21 protein-coding genes are annotated in these 21282 nt (G+C 66.6%); 8 read left to right on the top strand and 13 right to left on the bottom strand.

All coding sequences use genetic code 11. The annotated features are described in order from the left end of the window. Nucleotides 1-7: 7 nt before the first annotated feature. Nucleotides 8-844, top strand: coding sequence for a flagellar biosynthetic protein FliR (gene fliR / locus DIR46_RS19325; RefSeq protein WP_109346688.1), 837 nt, complete (start codon nucleotides 8-10; stop codon nucleotides 842-844). Between the two features lie 13 nt (nucleotides 845-857). Here the strand turns inward: fliR and DIR46_RS19320 are convergent, their stop codons facing one another. Together DIR46_RS19320 and DIR46_RS19315 are read right to left on the bottom strand one after the other, a co-directional pair. Further along, nucleotides 858-1832 carry a bifunctional helix-turn-helix transcriptional regulator/GNAT family N-acetyltransferase gene (locus tag DIR46_RS19320; protein WP_229446316.1) on the bottom strand — a complete coding sequence of 325 codons (975 nt, stop codon included), beginning with the start codon at nucleotides 1830-1832 and terminating at the stop codon, nucleotides 858-860. Nucleotides 1833-1904: 72 nt separating this feature from the next. After that, nucleotides 1905-2786 (bottom strand): CPBP family intramembrane glutamic endopeptidase, encoded by an 882-nt coding sequence (locus tag DIR46_RS19315; RefSeq protein ID WP_109346687.1) that lies wholly within the window; start codon nucleotides 2784-2786, stop codon nucleotides 1905-1907. A gap of 198 nt (nucleotides 2787-2984) precedes the next feature. On the opposite strand from DIR46_RS19315, the gene DIR46_RS19310 reads away from it, so the two are divergent. Further along, nucleotides 2985-5012, top strand: a complete 2028-nt coding sequence (locus DIR46_RS19310; RefSeq protein WP_229446315.1) for an AsmA family protein — start codon at nucleotides 2985-2987, stop codon at nucleotides 5010-5012. Here the strand turns inward: DIR46_RS19310 and flgL are convergent, their stop codons facing one another. The 11 genes from flgL to flgB all read right to left on the bottom strand — a co-directional run bounded on the left by flgL (nucleotide 5013) and on the right by flgB (nucleotide 15913). Next, the gene (gene flgL / locus DIR46_RS19305) at nucleotides 5013-6242 is read right to left on the bottom strand and encodes a flagellar hook-associated protein FlgL (protein WP_109346685.1); all 1230 of its coding nucleotides are present in this window, start codon (nucleotides 6240-6242) and stop codon (nucleotides 5013-5015) included. It lies immediately after the preceding gene. A 25-nt stretch (nucleotides 6243-6267) separates the two neighbouring features. Further along, the gene (flgK, locus tag DIR46_RS19300) at nucleotides 6268-8235 is read right to left on the bottom strand and encodes a flagellar hook-associated protein FlgK (protein WP_109346684.1); all 1968 of its coding nucleotides are present in this window, start codon (nucleotides 8233-8235) and stop codon (nucleotides 6268-6270) included. A 90-nt stretch (nucleotides 8236-8325) separates the two neighbouring features. Beyond that, entirely contained in the window at nucleotides 8326-9303 is a 978-nt protein-coding gene (flgJ, locus tag DIR46_RS19295; protein ID WP_109346683.1) for a flagellar assembly peptidoglycan hydrolase FlgJ, read from the bottom strand. 29 nt (nucleotides 9304-9332) lie between these two features. Continuing rightward, the gene (locus DIR46_RS19290; RefSeq protein WP_109346682.1) at nucleotides 9333-10445 is read right to left on the bottom strand and encodes a flagellar basal body P-ring protein FlgI; all 1113 of its coding nucleotides are present in this window, start codon (nucleotides 10443-10445) and stop codon (nucleotides 9333-9335) included. Nucleotides 10446-10478: 33 nt separating this feature from the next. Then, nucleotides 10479-11132, bottom strand: coding sequence for a flagellar basal body L-ring protein FlgH (locus tag DIR46_RS19285; RefSeq protein ID WP_109346681.1), 654 nt, complete (start codon nucleotides 11130-11132; stop codon nucleotides 10479-10481). 9 nt (nucleotides 11133-11141) lie between these two features. After that, the gene (flgG, locus tag DIR46_RS19280; RefSeq protein ID WP_109346680.1) at nucleotides 11142-11924 is read right to left on the bottom strand and encodes a flagellar basal-body rod protein FlgG; all 783 of its coding nucleotides are present in this window, start codon (nucleotides 11922-11924) and stop codon (nucleotides 11142-11144) included. Between the two features lie 64 nt (nucleotides 11925-11988). Beyond that, complete coding sequence (flgF, locus tag DIR46_RS19275) at nucleotides 11989-12729, bottom strand: flagellar basal-body rod protein FlgF (RefSeq protein ID WP_109346679.1); 741 nt, start codon at nucleotides 12727-12729, stop codon at nucleotides 11989-11991. A 61-nt stretch (nucleotides 12730-12790) separates the two neighbouring features. After that, on the bottom strand, nucleotides 12791-14314 hold the full coding sequence (locus DIR46_RS19270; RefSeq protein ID WP_109346678.1) for a flagellar hook protein FlgE: 1524 nt from the start codon (nucleotides 14312-14314) through the stop codon (nucleotides 12791-12793). A gap of 39 nt (nucleotides 14315-14353) precedes the next feature. Next, complete coding sequence (locus tag DIR46_RS19265) at nucleotides 14354-15067, bottom strand: flagellar hook assembly protein FlgD (protein ID WP_109346677.1); 714 nt, start codon at nucleotides 15065-15067, stop codon at nucleotides 14354-14356. A gap of 13 nt (nucleotides 15068-15080) precedes the next feature. Further along, on the bottom strand, nucleotides 15081-15482 hold the full coding sequence (gene flgC, locus DIR46_RS19260) for a flagellar basal body rod protein FlgC (protein WP_071361650.1): 402 nt from the start codon (nucleotides 15480-15482) through the stop codon (nucleotides 15081-15083). A gap of 14 nt (nucleotides 15483-15496) precedes the next feature. Beyond that, nucleotides 15497-15913, bottom strand: a complete 417-nt coding sequence (gene flgB, locus DIR46_RS19255) for a flagellar basal body rod protein FlgB (protein ID WP_109346676.1) — start codon at nucleotides 15911-15913, stop codon at nucleotides 15497-15499. Between the two features lie 166 nt (nucleotides 15914-16079). Here flgB and flgA point away from each other — a divergent pair, with 166 nt between their 5' ends. The 6 genes from flgA to DIR46_RS19225 all read left to right on the top strand — a co-directional run bounded on the left by flgA (nucleotide 16080) and on the right by DIR46_RS19225 (nucleotide 21269). After that, the gene (gene flgA / locus DIR46_RS19250) at nucleotides 16080-16781 is read left to right on the top strand and encodes a flagellar basal body P-ring formation chaperone FlgA (RefSeq protein WP_109346675.1); all 702 of its coding nucleotides are present in this window, start codon (nucleotides 16080-16082) and stop codon (nucleotides 16779-16781) included. A gap of 118 nt (nucleotides 16782-16899) precedes the next feature. Next, entirely contained in the window at nucleotides 16900-17214 is a 315-nt protein-coding gene (gene flgM, locus DIR46_RS19245) for a flagellar biosynthesis anti-sigma factor FlgM (RefSeq protein ID WP_109346674.1), read from the top strand. Nucleotides 17215-17217: 3 nt separating this feature from the next. Then, on the top strand, nucleotides 17218-17688 hold the full coding sequence (locus tag DIR46_RS19240; protein WP_109346673.1) for a flagella synthesis protein FlgN: 471 nt from the start codon (nucleotides 17218-17220) through the stop codon (nucleotides 17686-17688). Between the two features lie 135 nt (nucleotides 17689-17823). After that, complete coding sequence (locus DIR46_RS19235; RefSeq protein ID WP_109346672.1) at nucleotides 17824-19059, top strand: GGDEF domain-containing protein; 1236 nt, start codon at nucleotides 17824-17826, stop codon at nucleotides 19057-19059. Between the two features lie 129 nt (nucleotides 19060-19188). Continuing rightward, complete coding sequence (locus DIR46_RS19230) at nucleotides 19189-19626, top strand: hypothetical protein (RefSeq protein ID WP_109346671.1); 438 nt, start codon at nucleotides 19189-19191, stop codon at nucleotides 19624-19626. A 296-nt stretch (nucleotides 19627-19922) separates the two neighbouring features. Then, nucleotides 19923-21269 carry a chloride channel protein gene (locus DIR46_RS19225; RefSeq protein ID WP_109346670.1) on the top strand — a complete coding sequence of 449 codons (1347 nt, stop codon included), beginning with the start codon at nucleotides 19923-19925 and terminating at the stop codon, nucleotides 21267-21269. The last annotated feature ends 13 nt before the right edge of the window (nucleotides 21270-21282 follow it).

Genomic DNA, 21282 nt, shown 5'->3' with positions numbered 1-21282 from the left:
GGCCGGCGTGTTGACGCTGACATCGGCGGAGATCAATACCTGGATCGCGGCGCTGCTATGGCCGCTGTCGCGCATCCTGGGACTGATCGCGGCCGCGCCGCTGTTCGGCAACGCCGGCGTGCCGCTGCGCGTCAAGGTCTTGCTGGGCGTGTTCCTGGCGCTGGTGATCGCGCCGCTGGTGCCGGCGGTGCCGGCCGTCGATCCGACCTCGTGGGCTGGCCTGCTCATCCTGGTCAAGGAAATGATCATCGGGCTGGCGATGGGTTTCGCCATGCGCCTCGTGTTCGCCGCCGTCGAGTACGCGGGCGAGGTCGCCAGCCAGACCATGGGCCTGGGTTTCGCCGTCTTCTTCGACCCCAGCACGCGCGGCCGTTCGTCGGCCGTCAGCCAGTTCATGGCCCTGGTCGCGACCATGGCCTTCCTGGCCGTGAACGGCCATCTGGTGCTGCTCGAGGCGCTGGCCGAAAGCTTCTTCACCATGCCGATCACCGAGACGCCGTTTTCCTCGAACGCGGCGCTGGAACTGGTGCGCTGGGGCGGCCGCATCTTTTCGGCCGGGCTGCAGATCGCGATGCCGATCATCGCCGCCCTGCTGATCACGCAAGTCGCCCTCGGCATCCTGACGCGCGCCGCGCCGCAACTGAACATCTTCGGCATCGGCTTCCCGATCACGCTCGGGGTGGGCTTCCTGACCCTGAGCCTGGCCCTGCCCTACCTCAGCGCGCCGATCGTCAACCTGTTCAACCAGGGCATCGAGGCCACCCGCTCGCTGCCGCGCGCCGGTAATCCGCAGCCGGGCGCGCCGGGGGCACAGCCTGCGCAGCCGACGCCGGCGCCGGGCTGACGCCGGTCCCGGCTCAAGCGTTGGCGGCCGGCGCCTGGTAACGCATCGCGACATCGCAGCGCGCATAGCGCGCGCCATAATCCGCCATGATCCCGGCGTCATGCTGGAAGCCAAGCTTCGCGTACAGGTGGATGGCGGCGGCGCACCTGGCGTTGCTGAGCAGGTAGAGCGGCTCGGCCCCCAGCTGCATGGCGCGCGCGATCATTGCCTCCAGCAGGAACTCGCCGGCCTTCAGGCCGCGCGCGCTTTCGCGCACGCCCATCTTGGTCAGCTCGAAACTGTGCGCGCCCGTCTTTTGCAGGGCGCAGGTGCCCACGACGCCCAGGCCGCGCGCCTCCACGAACAGGATCACGCCCCCCGGATCGACGATCTTCGCGCGCGGGTTTTCCAGCACCTCACGGTCGGTCGCCTCGAGCCGGAACATGGCGTTGATCCACTCGGCATTGATGTCGTGGAAGTGGTGGGCCAGCTCGTCGCTGAATTCGTGGATCGTGAGGATTTGCGGCGTCGACCGCGCCGCCAGCACGTCGATCGGGTTGTCCGCCAGCGCCGTCTCGATGGCGGCGATCTGCGCCATGAATGCTTCCGGATGGCCGCCGAACAAGGCCTTGACGGCTTCGCCGATCTGCGGCCACATGTACAGCTTGGCGCGCGCCAGCACGGCATTGCCTTCGGTCGTCAGCGATATCGTGCGCTGGCGCCCGTCCCCATCCTGGCTTTGCCGGGATTCGGCCAGGCCAAGGTCGACCAGTTGGCCGATGCCGCGCGTGATGCCGGGCTGGCTGATGCCCACCGCCTGGACCAGTTGCCCGATGGTCAGCGCCTGGCCGTCCAAGGCGGCCAGCAAGGGCATGTGCGCCGGCTGCACCGGCAGGCCGGCGTCGGAGGCAACCCTGGCGGCGCCCGCCTGCATCCGCTCTCCCAGACGCTTGAGGCGGCTGCCCAGGAAGGTGGGTCCCAGTTCGGTCAATAAATCCGACATCATCATCCCCATAACGCGATATATAACAGTGTATATTCGTGTTGCGGAAAACGTCAATCGGCTTGTTACGATAGAAACTCAACGCGCCAGCGCCGGATAGGTGAACGCCAGGAAGTGCACCGCGTTGAGGGCGAAGTGCGCCAGGATCGCCCCTTCCACCCGCTTCGACAGCAGGTAGGACGCCGCATAGTGCAGGCCCGCGATCGTGGCCAGCAGCGCCAGCAGGCCGCCGCCGCCCAGGTGCGCCAGGCCGAACAGGACCGACGTCACGAGCGTGGCGACGGCCACGCCGCCACGCCAGCCGCGCATGGCATGGGCCATCTTCTCGAGCAGGAAGCCTCGGAAGAACGCCTCTTCCGCCACGCAGGTGATCAAGAGGTTGGAAACGAGGAACCAGGCCGAATACGGCGTCCACTTGAGGTCCGGCCGGACCAACCCCAGCAGCCACCCCAGTCCCAGCACGACCACCAGGGTTGACGCCGCCACCGGCGCGATCCGGCGCAGCATCTCCCGCCATTGGGCCGCGCTGCCGATCCGTTCACAGAACACCCCCACCAGCACGATGCCCACGACTGCCTTGTCGAAGTTGGCCCACAGCGCGAACGGAATGCCGTCGCCTGAAAAACGGATGCCGTCGGCCAGCATGGGATTGTGGAAGCCCGGCGCCTTGTGCAGCGCCAGCGCCAGGGCGGCGAGCGCGGTCAGCGCCAGCAGCAGCGAGCGCAGGTACCTGCCCCGCGCCTCGCGCGCGGCCCAGGCCAGCGCGGCGAAGACCGCGATCGATAGCGGCGCGCGCCAGTCGAGGATGCCGCCATGCAGGCCGGCCAGCGTCGCCAGCACCAGGCCGCCGCACCAGGGCCAGGCGCGGTTGCCGCGGATGGCGGGCAGCGGCGCCCACAGGGACAGGACGGCCAGGGCCAGCAGGCCGAAAGTGAGCAGGACGTGGGCGGGAATGATCATGGGACGAGATTATATTCCGGACAAGGTTGTATGACAGCAAGCTGTACTTACGTCCTTGGCCAGAGCCCGGATGCCGAAAAGCCATCTTTTGACGCCTAATGCTACTTAGCCAACAAACAAAACCGCATGGCAGGGGTAGCCTGAATGTCCCAGGGGCCGTAGCGCCTCCACCAAGCCATGCATGTGGCCGCTATCGACATGAAAACATCAAGACCTCTCAAGATCGTCGGCTGGATCCTGCTCGGCATCACGGTCATCGTCATCCTGTTCTTCCTCCTGTTCGACTGGAATATGTTGCGGCCATATATCAACCGCAAGGTGTCGGAGACCACCGGCCGTGAATTCGCGATCCGGGGCGACCTGGACGTGAAATTCCACCGTGGACAGGACAGCGAACGCGGCTGGCGGCGTTATGTGCCGTGCCCCTACGTCAGCGCCAACGACGTCACCATGAGCAACCCGAGCTGGAGCACCGTCGGCCCGCAGATGGCCGGGGTGCAGCGCGTCGAGGTGGGCGTGCGCATCCTGCCGCTGCTGACCAGGGACGTCGTCATCACCGATCTGCGCCTGGCGGGGCCCGACATCGCCGTGCAGCGCCTCGAGGACGGCCGCAATTCCTGGACCTTCAAGGACAACGGTCCGTCGCAATGGGACGTCGACATCCAGCGCCTGTCCTTCGACAGCGGCAAGCTGCGCTATGTGGACGCACCGCTCGGCATCGACCTGCGTGCGGATGCCCGCACGATCGACGGCCAGCAAGCCGCGCCGGCCGCGGGCATGCCGCCGTACGGCCTGGCCTTCACCCTGTCGGGCACCTACAACAAGGCGAAGATCACGGGCGGCGGCAAGGCCGGCGCGGTGCTGTCGCTGACCGGCGAAGACATCACCTTCCCGATCGAGGCCGCGGCCCGCGCCGGCCAGAACAAGCTCGGCCTGCGCGGCGTGATCCGCGATCCACGTTCCCCGTCCGGCTTCGCCCTGAAAATGGAACTGGCCGGCGCCAGCATGGCCGACCTGTACGGCCTGACCGGCGTGCTGCTGCCGGAAACCCCGCCCTACTCCACCCGCGGCGAATTGCTGGGCAAGAAGGATGGCGAATTCTGGAACTTCACCTATAAGGACTTTACCGGCAAGGTTGGCGCCAGCGACCTGGCCGGCACCCTGAGCTTTGTCCAGCGCAAGCCGCGGCCCTTCCTGAGCGGCACCTTGACCTCGAAACAGCTGCGCCTGGCCGACCTGGGCCCGACCATCGGCGCCGATACCGGCGCCGGCACCAAGGAAGCCGGCCGCGTCAAGGCGCCGCCGGCCGGCAAGGCCTTGCCGGTGGAAGGGTTCAATACCGAGAAGTGGGGGGCGCTGGATGCCGACGTCAAGTTCTCGGGCAAGCGCATCGTGCGCACCCACGACATTCCGCTGGAAGACCTCGAAGCCACCATCCGCATGAAGGACAAGGTGCTCACGCTCACCCCGCTCAGCTTCGGCATGGCGGGCGGGCGCATCACGTCGAACATCCGCCTCGACGGCAACGGCAAGACCCTGGACGCCGGAGCGCGCCTGGCCGCGCGCGGCCTCAAGATCCGCGAACTGTTCCCCAAGCTGCAATCGATGCAGGCCAGCTTCGGTGAAGTCAACGGCGATGGCGTGCTGGCCGGCAAGGGCAATACGGTGGCGGCCATGCTGGGCACCTCGCATGGCGAGATCAATGCCGTCGTCACCGAAGGCTCGGTCAGCCAGTTCATGCTCGAACTGGCCGGCCTGAACGTGGCCAATGCCATCTTCGTCAAGATCTTCGGTGACAAGCAGATGATGCTCAACTGCGTGGCGGCCCAGACCACCGTGCGCAACGGCCGCGCCAACATCGACCGCTTCGTGCTCGACAGCGAGGACGCTGTGGTGAACATGTCGGGCTATGTCGACCTGGCCAGCGAACGCCTGGACCTGGACGTGCGTCCCAAGACCAAAGGCGCGCGCATACTGTCGCTGCGTACGCCGCTGTATGCGCGCGGCACCTTCACCGAACCCAAGGTCGGGCCGCAGGCGGGACCGCTGGCGCTGAAGGCCGGCGCCGCCGTGGCGCTGGCCGCCGTGAATCCCCTGGCCGCCCTGCTGCCGCTGATTAACGTCGACAAGGCGCCGGACACCAACTGCGGCGCCGAGATCAAGGAAGCGACCAAGCCGCCAAAGGTGAATGCGAAGACGCCGCCGAAGCCGGTGGCGGCGCGCTGATCAGAGCACGTTGAACAGCGACAGCCCCGACATCGTCTTGAACGACATCTGCGCCGCCTGCAAGGTCAGCTGTTGCTGGGAAAAGTCCGAGATGGCCTTGACCGTGTCCAGCCCCTGCAGGTCGTCCAGGGTGGTTGCGTACTGGATGTCGAGGTCGGAGCCGGCCATGTCCAGGTAGTCGAGCTCGTTCATGTGCGCGCCGACCGAGGCCTGCACGGTCAGCACGTTGTCGTGGGCGTTCTTGAGGTTGTCGAGCGCGGTGTTGATCTGGTTGGTCAGCTGCGCCTTGCCGGCCGCGCCGTCGCCGGGCAGGCGCAGCGTCTTGATCAGGTCGGTCACGGTAGTGAACACCGACTGCTTCTGGCTCGGCTCGACGCTGAACTTGTCGCCGGCGGCCGGCACCCCCTTGATTTCCATCGACATGCCGCCGAAGGCGATCTGCTGGCCATCCTTGTAGGGCAGGTCTTGCTGGGCCGGCACCGCGGTGCGCGGATCGGTGCTGGTGTTGTACACCGAATACGTCGGCACCGGCGGCGTGTCCGCGCTCATGCCGAACTCGATCTCGTACCTGGTATTGTCGACGGCCGCGCGGTTGGTGACCGACCCCGACGAGATGATGCCGGCGCCGGTATTGCCCGCGGCGGCCTTGGTCTGGAACGTGCCGTTGCCGGTCGGGATCGATTCGAACACGGCCGCACCCGAGGCCGACAGCGGCACCTTGCGCGACTCGCTCACCTGCAGCTGGCGGATGCCCGAATCGCCCTGGTAGGCGGCGCCGGTCGGCGTTGCGGTGAACGGCTTGGTCGTGGTCATGAAGCCCGAGAACAGGTAGCCGCCCGCGCCGTCGGCGGTATTGGCCACGCCCAGCAGGTCGGCGAGGCGGCCCTCGAGTTCGGTGGCCAGCTTCTCGCGGTCGCTCTGGACCATGATGCCGTTGCCGCCTTCCACCGCCAGTTCCTGGATGTCCTGCAGCAGGTCGCCGGCGTTCTGCAGCGCCGATTCGGTGAAGCCCAGCGCCGATTTCGCACTGCTGCGGTTGGTGGCGAACTGGGCGTTGATGTTCTGCGACTGGGTCACCTCGAGCGCGCGCGCCGACGCCACCGGATCGTCGGCCGGGGTCAGCAGGCGGCGGTCGGTCGACAGCTGCATCTGCGTGCGCGCCAGCGCCGACTGCAGGCTGTTGAGCTGGTTGGTCGAGGTGTTGTAGAGGTTCAGGGTGCTGATGCGCATGATGGTCTTTGCTCCGGGTCAGGCGTTAGCGGCCGATCGACAGCAGCGAATCGAAGATCGTGCCGGCGATCTGCATCACCTTACTGGCCGCCTGGTAGGCCTGCTGGTACTTGATCAGGTTGGTGGCTTCCTCGTCCAGGTTGACGCCCGAGACGTCGGCCTGGGCGCCGGCGGCCTGCGCCAGCAGCGAATTGCTGGCCGAGGCGTTGATCTGGACTTCGCGCGTCTTGTTGCCGACTTCGCTCACCATCTGGGCGTACGAGGACTGGACGGTCGCGGTGCCGCCGTTGAAGATGTTCCTGGTCTGCAGCTCGCCCAGCGCCGCGATGTTGCGGGTGTCGCCGACGCCGTTGACGTTGGAGGCGATCTCGAACTGGTCGCCGCCGCCCGGGGCGCCGGTCATCGTCACGGTGATGCCGCCGAAGCTGTAGGTGGCGCCGTTCTCGAACACGACGTCGCCCGTGATCGGCGTCTTGTTGCCCTTGTCGTCGACCTTGTAGACCGTCTCGCCGGCCGGGAAACCGGTCAGCGTGTCCGGCGCGCCGGCGGCGCCCTTGTTGAAGCTGAGCGTGATCGGCAGCGTGGGCGGCGTGTCCAGGAACTCGCTGTCGACCTTGATCTCGCTGATCTTGCCGCTGCCGATGTTGCTCGAAGGTTCATTGCTCAGGACCGGGGCCGCGGCCGCGATCTGCGACACGTCGGTGGCCAGCACCTTGAAGTCGGCCGCGCCGTTGATGGTCGGCCGCACCAGGAAGGTGTCGCCCTCGCGCGCGCTCTTCGAGAACGTCATCTCCACGCCGCCCACTTCCAGGGTGGCGTCGCCGTTGGCGTCGGGTTCGACCGAGCCGACCGACTGGCGGTCCGGCAGGCTCAGCACGTGGTAGCGGCCTTCGGAGAACTTGACCTCGTAGTCGTTGTCGGTCAGCTTCGACGGGTCGACGACCTTGGCCGTCAGCTCGGACGTGCTCAGCGGCGAGCTGTTGACGCTCTTGCCCACATAGGCGGGCGCTTCGCTGAAGAAGGCCTTGCCCGGCTGGCCGTTCTGGTCCAGGCCCAGCTCGTGCTGGCGGTTGAATTCGTAGGCCAGGCCGATCGCGATCTTGCCCAGCTGGCTCTGGGCCTTGTCCAGGGTAGTGCTGCGGAACTCGAGCACGCCGCCCAGCTTGCCGCCCGGCAGGGCGCCGTCGGGCAGCACCGACACCTTGTCGCCCACCTGGTAACCCACTTCGAGGCGGGTCAGGTCGGTCGGCGACTGCATCGTCGCCAGCTGGAAGGAATCCTGGCCCACCACCAGCGGCTGGCCGTTGCCGATCGAGACCGTCAGGCTGTTGTTATCGCCCGGCAGCACGGTGGCCTTGACGTACTTGTTCAGTTCCAGCACCAGCTGGTCGCGCTGGTCCAGCAAGTCGTTCGGCGGACGCTGCGGCGACGAGGCGTAGTTGCCGATCTGCTCATTGAGCTTGGCGATCTGCTTGGCGTAGGTATTGATCGCGGTGACGCTCGACTCGATCTCGGAATTGACGCCCTCGCGGATCTCGCCCAGGCGCGCGTCCAGGCCGTTCAGGCGCGTGGCCAGCGATTCGGCGCTCGACAGCATGGCCTGGCGCGACGGCACCGAGGCGCGGTTGGCCGCCATGTCCTGCACGCCCTTGAAGAAGCCCTGCATCGCCGGAGTCAGGCCGGACGTGGTGTCGGCCAGCAGGTTGTCGATCTGCTTGATCTGCGAATAATACGATTCCAGGCCGCTGGTGCTGGCCTGGGCGTTGCGCACCTGCGTGTTCAGGAAGTCGTCGCTGTAGCGCTTGATCTGCGCGATCTGGGTGCCGGTGCCCATGAAGCCGACGCCGGTGTTCAGGGCCGCCGCGGTCGCCTGCACCACCACCTGGCGGCTATAGCCGGCCACATTGGCGTTGGTGATGTTGTGGCCGGTCGTGGACAGGGCCGCCTGGGCGGCGTACAGGCCGGTCTTACCGATGGCGAGAAGGCTGCTCATGATTGTTTTCTCTCTTTAACAAGTCCGTCTACGGCAGGTTTGGGAAAAACTTGACGGTCATTTGCAAGGACATTTTTCCGGGCCAGGTCGTCAGGCCAGCGAGTGCTTGATCAATCGGGTCAGCTTGGCCGCGTAGTTCGGGTCGGTCGCGTAGCCGGCGCGCTGCAGGCCCCTGGCGAACGATTCGGCGTCGCCACCGTTGGCGATGACTTTTTCGTAACGCGGATTGTTCGTGATCAGCCTGGCATAGTCGCGGAAGGAATCGGCCGGCGTGTCGTAGGCGCGGAATTTCTCGACGCGGGTCTGCGGCTTGCCATTGACATACTCGGTCGTGGTGGCAAGGGCGACCTTGCCTTTCCAGCCCGGGCCGGCCTTGATGCCGAACAGGTTGTTGCTGCTGGTGCCGTCGGCATTCTTGATCATGCGCTTGCCCCAGCCGGTTTCGAGCGCCGCCTGGCCCAGCATGAACTTGGCAGGCACGCCGGTGGTCTGTTCGGCCGCGTGCGCGTGCTCGTGCAGCTTTTCCTGGAAGGCGCGCACGTGCGGCGCCTGCACCCGGCCGCTCTCGGTGGTGGCCGGCAGCGGCGGCGCCTTGCTGGCGGCCTGGCCGGCCATCGCGCCATGCTGGTACATGGCGGCGGCGTTCATCGCCGTCGGCAGGCCCCGCATGCCAGGCGCGGTGGCACCGGCGGCCGCGCCCGCCGCCGCTGCCCCGTTCATGCCATCGGCGCCGATCGCCAGCGCCTGCTGGCCCATCTGCTGCGAGCTCAGCTGACGCACCAGCACGTCCGCCAGGCCGACGCCGCGCTTGGCCAGGTTCTGGCTGGTCTGCTGGTCGAGCATGGTGGTGAAGGTCTTGGTCTGCTGGTTGTCCATCAGGCCTTCCTGCGGCGTGGCGTCGCGCATGCTCTTCATCATCATATTGATGAACATCGCCTCGAACTGGGTCGCCGCTTCCTTCATGGCGGCCGGCGAGCCGTCCTTCGCGCTCTGCCGCAAGCCATTGAGGCTGTTGGTGTCGAGCGCGAGTTTGGCGGTCTGGTCGGAGGAGAGTGTCGAAGCGATCATGCGGGGCTCGATTCAGTCAGGTTTGATGATTAGATGATCTCGAGTTCGGCGCGCAGCGAACCGGACGCCTTCAGCGCCTGCAGGATGGCCAGCAGGTCTTGCGGGGTGGCGCCGATCGAATTCATCGCCTTCACCACTTCGGCCAGCGAGGCGCCGCCCTTCACGTTGAGCACCTGGCCCGGTTCCTTCCTGATCTCGACGGTCGGGTTCTGGGTCACGACGGTGGCGCCCAGGCTGCCCGGATTCGGCTGGCTCACCTGCGTGTCGGCGCCGATCGTCACCGACAGGTTGCCGTGCGAGATCGCGCAGTTTTCCAGCATCACGGCCTGGTTCATCACGACCGAACCGGTGCGCGCGTTCATGATCACCTTGGCCGAGGCCAGCGGCTGCTTGACGTCGATCTGTTCCAGCTGGCCCAGGAAGGCCACGCGCTGGTCGCTCGACGACGGGGTGCGCACGCGCACCACGCGGCCGTCGAGTGCGGTCGCGACGCCGGGACCGAACTGGTCGTTGACAGCCTCCACGACGCGCGCCGCGGTGGCGAAATCGGTCTCTTTCAGTTCCAGGCGGATCTGGTTGTCCGCGCCCAGGTTCGAGGCCACCGCGCGCTCGACGGTCGCGCCGCCCGAGATGCGGCCCACCGACAGGTGGTTCACCTGCACCTGCGCGCCGCCGCCCGGGGCTTGCGCGCCGACGCCGCCGACCACCAGGCTGCCCTGGGCCATCGCGTACACCTGGCCGTCGGCGCCGTGCAGCGGCGCCATCAGCAAGGTGCCGCCGCGCAGGCTTTTCGCGTTGCCGATCGACGACACGGTGATGTCCAGCGTCTGGCCCGGCTGGGCGAAGGCCGGCAGCGAGGTGGTGACCATGACGGCCGCCACGTTCTTCAGCTGCAGCTGGACGCCGGGCGGCAGGTTGATGCCCTTCTGCTGCAGCATCGCCTTGATCGACTGCACGGTGAACGGGGTTTGCGTGGTCTGGTCGCCGGTGCCGTCCAGGCCCACGACGATGCCGTAGCCGGACAACTGGTTCTGGCGCACGCCGGCGATGGTCGCCAGGTCCTTCAGGCGCTCGGCCTGGGCCACTGGAGCAGTTCCCCCGAGAACGGCGGCGAGCAGCATGAAGACGGTGATTTTACGCATGGAATTCTCTAACAATCAGAACAATCAGAACAATCAGAACGGCAGCATCGACAGGAAGAAGCGCGACAGCATCGAGGTCACCTCGGCGCGGTCGAGACGGCTGTTGGTGCGGTATTCGACCCGCGCATCGGCGATCACCGCCGACGAGACCGTATTGCCGGCCTGGATCGTGTCCGGGCTGACCATGCCCGAGAAGCGGATGAACTCGGTGCCCTTGTTCATCGCGACCTGCTTTTCGCCGGCCACGATCAGGTTACCGTTGGGCAGCACTTCGGTGACGGTCACGCCGATGGTGCCGCTGAAGTTGTTCGAGGCGCTCTGGTTGTCGCCGTCGGCATACTTGGTGCCCGACTCCAGGTCGACCCCGGCGCCGATCTTGCCCGCCAACAGCCCCGGCGCGGTGAAGCTGGCGCTGCCGGTCTTGTTGCCCGAGCTGGCGCCGGTCTTGTTGGCGGTGGTGCGCTCGCTGATGTTGACGGTCAGCAGGTCGCCGATATGGCGCGCACGGCGGTCTTCGAACATCGGGCGGTAGCTGTTGACGTTGAAGATCGCGCCGTCGGTGGCCGGCGCGTTGTCGACCAGCATCGGACGGGCGCTGGTCGGGCCTTGCACGATGGTGGTCGGCGCGGTATTGCAACCGGCGAGCAGCACGACGGCGGCGAGGAAGGACAGGGACAGGCTTTTCATGGGCGTGGATTAGAGCTGGGACAGTTTCTGAAGCATCTGGTCGGAGGTCGTGATCGCCTTGCTGTTGATCTCGTACGCGCGCTGCGTCTGGATCATGGCGACCATCTCTTCGACCACGTTGACGTTCGACGCTTCGACATACCCTTGCATCAGGTTGCCTGCGCCATTGGTGCCTGGCACGTTGAGGTTCGGCGCGCCGGAGGCGGTGGTCTCGACGTACAGGTTCTCGCCGCGCGACTCGAGGCCGGCGGGATTGATGAAGGTGGCCAGCTGCAGGGCGCCGATCTGGGTCATCGCGGTTTCGCCGGCGATCTTGACCGACACGGTGCCGTCGCGGCCGACGCTGATCGATTCGGCGTTCACCGGCACGGTGATGGCGGGCTGGACCACGAAGCCGCTCGAGGTGACGAGCTGGCCGTTCTGGTCTTTCTGGAAGGAGCCGTCGCGGGTATATGCCTGGGTGCCGTCCGGCATCAGGACCGGGAAGTAGCCGGGACCGTTGACCATGACGTCCTTGTCATTGCCGGTCAGCTGGGGGTTGCCCTGGGTGTGGATGCGCTCGGTGGCGACGGTGCGCACACCGGTACCGATCTGCAGGCCCGATGGGAGGTTGGTCTGCTGCGACGACTGGGCGCCGGGCTGGCGCACGTTCTGGTACAGCAGGTCCTCGAACACGGCGCGCGACTTCTTGAAGCCGTTGGTGCTGACGTTGGCGAGGTTGTTCGAAATGACGTCCAGGTTGGTCTGCTGGGCTTCCAGACCGGTCTTGGCGATGTACAGCGAACGAATCATGGCATTCTCCTATTGGTGGCAGGCGAACACCGCCACGCACAATAGAATTATGCCGGGGCAACTATCAATTCAAAGCGAGGATCTGGGTCGCTTTTGCGGCGTTATTCTCGGCGTTCTTCAACAGGCTCATTTGCGTGTCGAACGACCTTGCCAGGGAGATCATATCGACCATGCAATCGACCGGATTGACGTTGCTGCCCTCGAGCGCGCCGCCCGCCACCCGCACATTGGGGTCGGGCTGGGCGTTGCCGCCATCCTTCAGGCGGAACAATCCGTCGTCGCCGCGCACCAGGTCGCCTTCAGGAGGATTGACCAGCTTCAGGCGGCCCAGCACGGCCGGCGCGGCCGGCGAATCGACGTTGGAGATGGTCGAGATCGTGCCGTCGCCGCCGACCGTCACGGTGGCGTCGGGCGGGATGGTGATCGGACCGCCCTCGCCGGCGACCGTCTGGCCGGACGCGGTGGTCAGCACGCCGTTCGGGCTCATCTGCAGCGAACCGTTGCGGGTATACGCCTCGGTGCCGTCCGGCATCTGCACTGCCAGCCAGCCCTGCCCCTTCACCGCCACGTCCAGGTCGCGGCCCGTGACCTGCAGCGCGCCCGACGAGAAATCGTTGCCGGCGGTCGAGTCGACCACGAAGGCGCGCGTCGGCAGGCCCGGGCCCTGCACCGGCGCGGCGCGGAACACGTCCATCTGGGCCCGGAAGCCGGTGGTGCTGACGTTGGCCAGGTTGTTCGAGGTCGTGGCCTGCTGCTCGAGGATGTGCTTGGCGCCGGAGGCGGCGGTGTAGATCAGGCGGTCCATGGTGTGGTCCTTAAGTAGTGCGGAAATGCGGCGGCGCGTTCAAGCACCGCCAGCATGATCATCAACGCAGGTTCACCAGCGTCTGCAGCACCGAGTCCTGCGTCTTGATGGTCTGCGCATTCGCCTGGTAGACGCGCTGCGCGGTGATCATGTTGACCAGCTCGGCGGTCAGGTCGACGCTCGACGCTTCGACCGAGCCCGCCTGCAGCACGCCCATGCCGCCGGTGCCGGCGGTGCCGATCAGCGGGGTGCCCGACTGGGCCGATTCGGCCCAGGCGTTGTTACCCAGCGGCTCGAGCCCGTTCGGGTTGGTGAAATTGGCCAGGATCACCTGGCCCAGCGGCTTGGTCTGGCCATTGCTGTACTGGCCCAGGATGATGCCGTCGGCGCCGGTGGTGAAGCGCTGCAGGGCGCCCGGCTTGTAGCCGTCCTGGTCCAGTCGCTTCTCGCTGGTGGCGTTGCCATACTGGGTGCTCTTGGCGAAGTCGAAGGTCACCGGGATCTGCAGCTCGGCGCCGGTGGACGGCACGACCGGCAGCGAGGCCGAGAACTTGCCGTTGAAGCCGGGGCCGGTGCCGCTGGTGGCCATGTTCAGCGCGCCATTGGTGTCGAAATGCAGGGTGCCGAGCGGTTTCGGCGCCACGGCCAGCACTTTCATGATCGCGGCGTTGACCTGCTCCGGCGTGGCGCCGGGAATGGCGGCGGCGGCGGTGGCGGTGGCGGCGATCTTGGCCTGGTCGTCCGCGCTCATGGCCGGATCGGCGGCGACGGCGGCGGTGCGCACGGCATTCGCAGCCGAGGTGGCGTAGGCGGTGATGGCGCCCGCCTTGCCCGCCGCGTCGGCGTTGTCCCAGGTGGTGCGGGCGCCCAGCACGCCGGCGTCGGTCAGGGTAACGCCGGCGGCTTTCGCCGACTCCATCTCGGTGCCGTCCATGCTGGTGTAGACATCCCACTCGCCGGCTTCGGTCTTCACGTAGTACAGCGACAGGGTGTGCGGGTTGCCCAGCGTGTCGTAGGTGCTCAGCGGGCTCTGCTTGTTATAGGTGGTCGGATCGTTCGGGTTGAACGGCTTGTTGGCCGGCGGCTGCGAGCGCGAATCGAGCTGGATCTCGGCGAAGATGTTCGAGGTGACCTTCGGCGGCTGGTCCGAGGTGTCGATCTGGATCGGCACCGGGGCGCCGGCGGCCAGCTGGCCGTTCGCGCCGAGGCCGTAGCCGGTCAGCTTGGCGCCCTGGGCGTTGACGATGTAGCCGTTCTTGTCGAGCGAGAACTGGCCATTGCGCGAATACTGGACCACGCCGGCCTGCTCGATGCGGAAGAAGCCGGCGCCGTTGATGGCGATGTCGAGCGGATTGCCCGAGGTTTCGATATTGCCCTGGTTGAATTGCTGGGCGATGGCCGCGACCTTCACGCCGATGCCGGCCTGGGTGCCGCCGGCGCCGTTGAGCGCGTTCGCGTAGACGTCGGCGAACTGGGTGGTCGAGCCCTTGAAACCGACCGTGCTGGCGTTGGCGATATTGTTGCCGATGACGTCAAGCGATTTGGCGGCGCCGTTCAAGCCGCTCAAGCCTTGTTGGAAAGACATGGTAATGCTCCTGAATGAGGTAAAAGGTAAGCGGCTTGCTTACATGACTTGCTTGATGTCGGCCAGGGTCACGGAACCCTTGCCCGGCAGATTGAGCTTGACGCCATCCTTGCCGCCGGTGGTGACGCTGGCGACGCTGTCGAAGGCCAGCGCCTTGGCGTCCTTGAGCGTTTCGCCGCCGCGGCTGGCCACCACGCGGAAGGAATACGCGCCGTCCGCCAGCACCACCGGCTTGCCGTCGGCGTCGAGCTTGTTCGGGTCTGGCACGCCGTCCCAGGCGATCGGGATGATGCCCGCTTCCTGTGCGCCCATTTCCAGCGAGGCGACGTCCTTGCCGCTGGAATCGCTGATGACGACCTGCACCTTGTCGGCCGGGGTTTCCAGCTCCACGCCCAGGATCGCCTGGCTCTTGTGCAGCAGGATGCCGTCGCCCTCGACCAGCACACCGGAGCCGATCAGCTGGGTCGCCTGCAGCGATTCGGTCGACTGGTAGCTCGACTTGAGCGATTCCAGGGTCGTGTTCAGCTTGTTCACGCCGGTCACGGTCTGCAGCTGGGCCAGCTGGCTGGTCATCTGCGCGTTGTCCATCGGGTTCAAGGGATCCTGGTTCTGCAGCTGGGTGACGAGCAGGGTCATGAACTTGTCGGTATCGGCCTGGACGCTGTCGGTCTCGGCCTTCGGCTTGGCGTTCATCGCCGACTGCAGGTCGGAAATATTCGAGGTGGCGCTCTGGGTGCTGATCGGGCTGGTCATGATGAGTAGAAGGTTATTGTCCGATGGTCAGGGTCTTGAGCAGCATGGTCTTGGCTGCGTTCATGGTTTCGACGTTGGTCTGGTAGGAGCGCGAGGCCGACAGCATGTTCACCATCTCGTCGACCACGTTCACGTTGGGCATCGACACATAGCCCTTGTCGTCGGCCATCGGATGCTTGGGGTCGTAGACCTGCTTGAGCGGCGACGGGTCTTCGACCACTTCGCGCACGCGCACGCCGGTGGCGCCCGAGGCGGTCGGCACCGACTCGAACACGACCGCCTTGGCGCGGTAGGCTTCGCCGGTGGGCGAAGTGGCGCTGTCGGCATTGGCCAGGTTGCTGGCGGTGGTGTTCAGGCGCTGGGCCTGGGCGCTCATCGCCGAGCCCGACACATTGAAGATATTAAATAGCGACATGGTCAACCCGCTCCTTATTGGCTCTGCAGCGCCGTCATCAGGCCCTTGAGCTGGCTGTTGATCATCATGATCCCGGCCTCGTAGCGCAGCGCGTTGTCGGCGAACTGGTTGCGCTCGACGTCCATGTCGACGGTATTGCCGTCGACGCTGCCCTGCACCACGCCGCGGTACAGCACCGGCGTGCCATTGGCCAGGGTGTCGCCGGTGGCGGCGCCGCGCGGCATATGGCTGTTATTGGTGGTGTTCATCGCGCCGGCGTTCTTGCCGCCCGTCATCGCGTTCTGCAGGGCGCTGGCGAAGTCGATGTCGCGCGCCTTGTAGTTGGGCGTGTCGGCGTTGGCGATGTTCGACGCCAGCAGTTCCTGGCGCTGGGAGCGCAGGGACAGTGCGGTTTCATTGAAACGCAGGTAGTTGTCGAGATTGCCGATCATGCTGCCTCCGGTGGTGGCTTGTTGGGACAGAAGCGATGATACGGACCCGGCTTGCCGGGCAATCGACGGATAAGGAGGTGGAAATCCCCCGCTATTCAATGTTTCGCTACGGAATCATTAGACCTAAGATTGCAGCATTCCCGATCTCCCTTCAACTGGAATCACTATGAAACAGCAATTTGTCGCTTTTTCGCTGCTGGCTCTGCTGGTCGGCGGCGCCCAGGCGCAACAGACGCCCGCCGCCGCCCGCCAGAAACCGGAAGCGGTGCGCGCGGTCGCCGAGCAATTCCTGAAGACCCAGAGCGCCGGCCTGCCGGGCCAGGTGACGGTGAAGTTGGGCGACGTCGATCCACGCCTCTCGCTGCCGGCCTGCCCAGCGCCCGAAGCCTTCCTGCAACCGGGCGCCCGCCCCTGGGGCAAGACCACGGTGGGCGTGCGCTGCAGCGCCCCGGCCTGGTCGCTGTACCTGCAGGCGCAGGTGAGCGTGGTGGCCGACTACGTCGCCGCCGCCGTGCCGCTGGCCCAGGGCCAGCCGCTCGACGGGAGCCAGCTGGTGCTGGTGAAGGCCGACATCGCCGCCATGCCGAACGGCATCATCACCGACATGGCGCAGGCGATCGGCCGCACCCCGACCATCTCGCTGCCGGCCGGCACCGCGCTACGCACGGACACCTTGCGCGCGCAACAGGTGATCAAGCAGGGCCAGGCGGTACGACTGGTTTCGCGCGGTTCGAACTTCTCGGTTTCGAGCGAAGCGAAGGCGATCAACAACGCCAGCGACGGCCAGGTGGTGCAGGTGCGCACCCAGTCCGGCACCGTCGTCAGCGGCCTGGCGCGCAACGGCGGGATGGTGGAAATAGTTCTCTAAAGTAATTGTAGATTTTGACGCATCGATTTCGTGATTGATCGCTAAAGTTTGTAAAGGCGCAGCCGTTACATCAAGCAGATCCCGGAGCTTGTAGCTTCGAACCGAGAAGGATGATGCTGTGAAAATCAACGATACGCTCAAGGGCAACCCCGGCCTCCAGCCGGCGGCCACGCAGACGAATACCGCGCGTGGCGCCGACAAGGCCGCAACGACGGCGCCGACGCCCCAGGCGCAGACCGACAGCGTCCGGCTGTCCTCGCAAGGCCAGGCCATGGCCAATGCGGTGGGCGGCGGCGCGCAGGTGTTCGACGCGAAAAAGGTCGAACGCATCAAGATGGCCATCGCCGATGGCCAGTTCCAAGTCAACTCCGAGAAAGTGGCGGACGGCTTGCTAGAAACCGTACGCGACTTGCTCCATTCAAGACAACGCTAAACCATGACGCCGAGCCCGATCCAGACTATTGCCGCAGAACACCAGCACCTCGATGCCCTCGTGGCATTGATGAAACAGGAACAGCAATCCCTGGTCGCGCTCGACGCCGACGAGCTGTCCAGCCTGACCACGCAAAAGAACGCGCTGCTGGCGAGCCTGTCGGGCCTGTCGCAACAGCGCCACGCGGCGCTGCGGGCAGCCGGCTGCGAAGGATCGGAAGCGGGCATGGAGCCCTGGCTGGCCGCCATCGACGATGGCGCAGGGCGGGAACAATGGCAGCGCATGCTGCACGTGGCCCGCGAAGCAAAAGAACTCAACCGCGTCAACGGCATGCTGATCAGCAAGCAGCTGGCGCACAACCAGGGCGTGCTCAACGCCCTGCGCACCCCGACCAATGCGCCGACCGGCGCGATCTATGGCGCCAGCGGCCAGACCGTCGGGCTGGGAGTGTCGAAGCGGTATGTAGTCGGGTAATCCGCCCGCTGTCGCAGGGTCGGCGACTACCCCGCCAACCCCAACATTCCGGATGGCAAGATTACGGGGCAGATTACGGGGCATAATACCGCCGATCGCCCCTTTCACCGCGCCACGGCGCACAGGCCTGTCCACATGCTCGCCACCCAGCAGATCTTCCTGATCGCCGCCCTGCTCTGCTTTCTCGTCTTCCTGGCCCTGCTGGCGGCCGGATCGGAGAACGTGCGGGGCATGCGCGCGATGCTGGCGTCCACCGTCCTGGGACTGGTGGGCAATCTGCTGTACGCCTTCGGCCGTGAACTGCCGCCGCTGCTGGCCTATGAGGTGGCCAATATGGCCTATGCCGGCGCCGGCGCCGCGCTGGCGGCCGGCTACCGCCAGCTGGCCGGCCTGCCGGCCAGCATCAAGCCGCTGTCCCTGCTGGTCGGCGCCGTCGGCCTGCTGATCGCGCTCTTCCATTACCACGTCGATTCCTTTGCCGCGCGCAGCGCCGTGGCCTCGCTGTTTCAGGCTGCCGTCTGCGCCGACATCGCGCGCAGCGTGCTGGTGCGCCGCGGCGCCGGCCCGGCCCGGCCCATGACCGGACTACCCCCGCAGCAGGCGCCAGCCACCCTGAACAAGGTGCAGCGCTTCGTGCTGCTCATGTGCGCCCTGGTCGTGGTGGGCCACGCGGTGCGCATGGCCTGGCTGCTGCTGGCGGCAGAACCACCCGGCTCGCTGCTGCAGCCGGGCACCGCCAGCCTGGCGATCCTGACCGCCGCCGCGCTGGCGCTGCCCGCACTGACCCTGGGCGGCCTGCTGACCATGCACCGCCACATCCTGCACCAGGCCGAGTACATCGCCAACCACGACCACCTGACCGGCGCCTGGTCGCGCAAGGCCTTCTTCGACATCGCCGAGCGCGAGCTGGCGCGCAGCCGGCGCAACGGCCAGCCGCTGGCCCTGATGCTGATCGACCTCGACCATTTCAAGGCCATCAACGACAGCGGCGGCCACGAAGCCGGCGACGTCGCCCTGCAACTGGTGGCCGAACGCGCCCGCGCCTCGCTGCGCGCGGCCGACTGCATGGCACGCCTGGGCGGCGACGAGTTCGCGGTGCTGCTGCCGGAAACCACGCTGGCTGCGGCCTGCACGGTCGGCGAAAAGCTGCAGGACGAGCTGCGCCAGCTGGCCGCCACGCTGCAGCGCCATGCCGGACAATTCCCGCTGACGCTGAGCATCGGCGTGACGGCGACCCAGACCGACGAGCCGTTCAAGGCAACCCTGGCGCGCGCCGACGCCGCCCTGTACGCAGCCAAGTCGGCCGGCCGCGACAAGGTGATCGCGCTGGCGCCGCAGCTGCAGCCGGTGCGGTCACGCCAGGCACGCTAGGCGCGCCCGTCGGGCGCGATCAGGCAGCGTGAACGGAAAATCCTACGCGCAGGCGCTCTCCCCTCCTATTGGGAACGACGGCAGGCAGACCCAGATGGTCATTTTGTCAGCTGTGCCAAGGAGAGCATCATGGAAGATAAACAACCGAAGGACCTCCAGCAGGACAATCCAGGCCAGGGCCTGCGCCAGGGCCGCGCCGATTCCTATGCGGGCTTCGTGACCGACGACATGAGCGGTACGTCGAGCATCGGCGCGGGCAGCCAGCAGTCCGGCATCCATAGCAACTTCGCCAAGGCTTCGCCTGAAAGCAACGTCGGCCCGGCCGGCGCGGCGCAGAGCAGCCATGGCAATGCCTCCGGGCCGATCGCCGGCGGCGTGCTGGGCAAGTCGGAAGAAGGACAAAGCAGCCAGTCGGAGATCGGCGGCGCGGCGACCGGCGGCTCGGCAGGCACCCACCTCGACCGTGCGGCGCAGGATGATGTGGGGCGCGCCAGCGATGACAAGATCAGCGAGCGGCTGGCCGAGGGCGCCGAGAGCTCGGGGACGCCGGGAGATGGGCCGCGCTAGCTCCCCTGATGCCACCCTGGCAGGGTGGATGGCTCTGCCATCCACGCGTTCCACATCGCCCGCTCTGCCGCCAGGCATGCGTGATCCGGACGCGTGGGGTAATTCGTGCCAGTGGCACGAATTACGAACGTGCCGGTGGCACGAATTACGCGCCGCCCACCTTGCCGGCTGTTTTACGCCGCGTGGCATCGCTGATTCTGGTATAAACAACACAATCGACGAGTTCTGCTGCACACCAGCAGCAATACATTCGTACAAATGTTTATAATGATGGCTTCCACTATTTATCGGCCATCATGCCGCCCGAACCCTCTTCGCACGATGTGCGCTCCGCCTTCCGGCGTGAATTCGTTTCTCCTCATCTCTGGCGCACCCGGATCGTCGTGGTCAGCATGGCCGCCATCGCCGGTCTGGTCGTGGTCGCCTTCACCTGGCTCGCCGAATCCGCCTTTGGCCGATTCCAGCAACTGAGTGACCACGCATGGTGGGCGCCGCTGATCTGGACGCCGCTGTGCTGCGCCGCCATCGTCTGGGTGACGCGCCGTTATGTGCGCGGCGCCGGCGGCTCGGGCATCCCGCAGGTGATGGCGGCGCTCGATCCCGTGCTGTCGGGCGGGCGCCGTCCCCTCCTCGTGTCGCTCAAGCTGAGCCTTGCCAAGATCGGCCTGACCTCGGCCGGCCTGCTGGGCGGCTTGTCGCTGGGGCGCGAAGGCCCGTCGGTGCAGATCGCGGCCGGCGTGATGCTGTCGGCCCGGCGCTGGCTGCCGCGGCGCAGCGGCATCAGCGCGCACTCCCTGCTGGTGGCGGGCGGCGCGGCCGGCATCGCCGCCGCCTTCAATACCCCGCTGGCGGGCATCATGTTCGCGATCGAAGAGTTGTCGCGCACACCCGAGCAACGCAATAGCGGCCTGATCGTGGCGGGCATCGTGCTGGCCGGCCTGATCGCCGTCTCCGTTCACGGCAACGGCCCCCACTTCGGCGTGATCCATCCCGGCCCGATCGGCCTGTCGCTGTTGTGGCCGGGGCTGCTGGCGGCCATCGTGTGCGGCGCGGCCGGCGGCCTGTTCGCGCGGTTGCTGCTGGCCAGCCTGCGCGGCACCTCGCCCGACCTGCCCAGCCGCTGGCGCGCCCGTTACCCGGTGCGTTTCGCCTTCGGCTGCGGTCTCGTGGTCGCCATCATCGGCATCGTCAGCGGCGGCGCTACCTATGGCAGCGGCAACGAGGCGACCCGCGGCCTGCTCGAGAACGAGGCCGGCTTGCCGGTGGCATTTGCCTTGTTCAAGTTCGCTGCCACCTGGCTGACCGCCTGGTCGGGCGTCCCGGCCGGGATTTTCGCGCCATCGCTGTCGATCGGCGCCGCCCTGGGTCATGACATTGCCGTGCTGACCGGGTATCCGCATGCGCCGGCGCTGATCGCGCTGGGGATGGTCGGCTTTCTGGCTGCGGCGACCCAGGCGCCGCTGACGGCCTTCATCATCGTCATGGAGATGGTGGATGGACACGGGATGGTGCTGAGCCTGATGGCTTGTGCGGTCGTGGCGAGTACGGTGTCGCGGGTGCTCAGTCCGCCGTTGTATGGGGCGTTGGCGGCGATTCAGTTGCCGCCGCGGTCGGTGCGTGAAGGGAATGACGAACGCGGCTGACAGGTCCGGACAC

It is taken from the genome of Massilia oculi (genome assembly GCF_003143515.1).
GTDB classification, from domain to species: domain Bacteria; phylum Pseudomonadota; class Gammaproteobacteria; order Burkholderiales; family Burkholderiaceae_D; genus Telluria; species Telluria oculi.
Note: the sequence above shows the minus strand (reverse complement) of the source record. Positions and strands in the feature narration are given on the sequence as shown.

Coding starts and splice junctions, on each gene's coding strand:
- DIR46_RS19320 (WP_229446316.1), bottom strand. CDS start 1,832: ATGATGATGTCGGATTTATTGACCGAACTGGGACCCACCTTCCTGGGC.
- DIR46_RS19315 (WP_109346687.1), bottom strand. CDS start 2,786: ATGATCATTCCCGCCCACGTCCTGCTCACTTTCGGCCTGCTGGCCCTG.
- DIR46_RS19310 (WP_229446315.1), top strand. CDS start 2,985: ATGAAAACATCAAGACCTCTCAAGATCGTCGGCTGGATCCTGCTCGGC.
- flgL (WP_109346685.1), bottom strand. CDS start 6,242: ATGCGCATCAGCACCCTGAACCTCTACAACACCTCGACCAACCAGCTC.
- flgK (WP_109346684.1), bottom strand. CDS start 8,235: ATGAGCAGCCTTCTCGCCATCGGTAAGACCGGCCTGTACGCCGCCCAG.
- flgJ (WP_109346683.1), bottom strand. CDS start 9,303: ATGATCGCTTCGACACTCTCCTCCGACCAGACCGCCAAACTCGCGCTC.
- DIR46_RS19290 (WP_109346682.1), bottom strand. CDS start 10,445: ATGCGTAAAATCACCGTCTTCATGCTGCTCGCCGCCGTTCTCGGGGGA.
- DIR46_RS19285 (WP_109346681.1), bottom strand. CDS start 11,132: ATGAAAAGCCTGTCCCTGTCCTTCCTCGCCGCCGTCGTGCTGCTCGCC.
- flgG (WP_109346680.1), bottom strand. CDS start 11,924: ATGATTCGTTCGCTGTACATCGCCAAGACCGGTCTGGAAGCCCAGCAG.
- flgF (WP_109346679.1), bottom strand. CDS start 12,729: ATGGACCGCCTGATCTACACCGCCGCCTCCGGCGCCAAGCACATCCTC.
- DIR46_RS19270 (WP_109346678.1), bottom strand. CDS start 14,314: ATGTCTTTCCAACAAGGCTTGAGCGGCTTGAACGGCGCCGCCAAATCG.
- DIR46_RS19265 (WP_109346677.1), bottom strand. CDS start 15,067: ATGACCAGCCCGATCAGCACCCAGAGCGCCACCTCGAATATTTCCGAC.
- flgC (WP_071361650.1), bottom strand. CDS start 15,482: ATGTCGCTATTTAATATCTTCAATGTGTCGGGCTCGGCGATGAGCGCC.
- flgB (WP_109346676.1), bottom strand. CDS start 15,913: ATGATCGGCAATCTCGACAACTACCTGCGTTTCAATGAAACCGCACTG.
- flgA (WP_109346675.1), top strand. CDS start 16,080: ATGAAACAGCAATTTGTCGCTTTTTCGCTGCTGGCTCTGCTGGTCGGC.
- DIR46_RS19240 (WP_109346673.1), top strand. CDS start 17,218: ATGACGCCGAGCCCGATCCAGACTATTGCCGCAGAACACCAGCACCTC.
- DIR46_RS19235 (WP_109346672.1), top strand. CDS start 17,824: ATGCTCGCCACCCAGCAGATCTTCCTGATCGCCGCCCTGCTCTGCTTT.
- DIR46_RS19230 (WP_109346671.1), top strand. CDS start 19,189: ATGGAAGATAAACAACCGAAGGACCTCCAGCAGGACAATCCAGGCCAG.
- DIR46_RS19225 (WP_109346670.1), top strand. CDS start 19,923: ATGCCGCCCGAACCCTCTTCGCACGATGTGCGCTCCGCCTTCCGGCGT.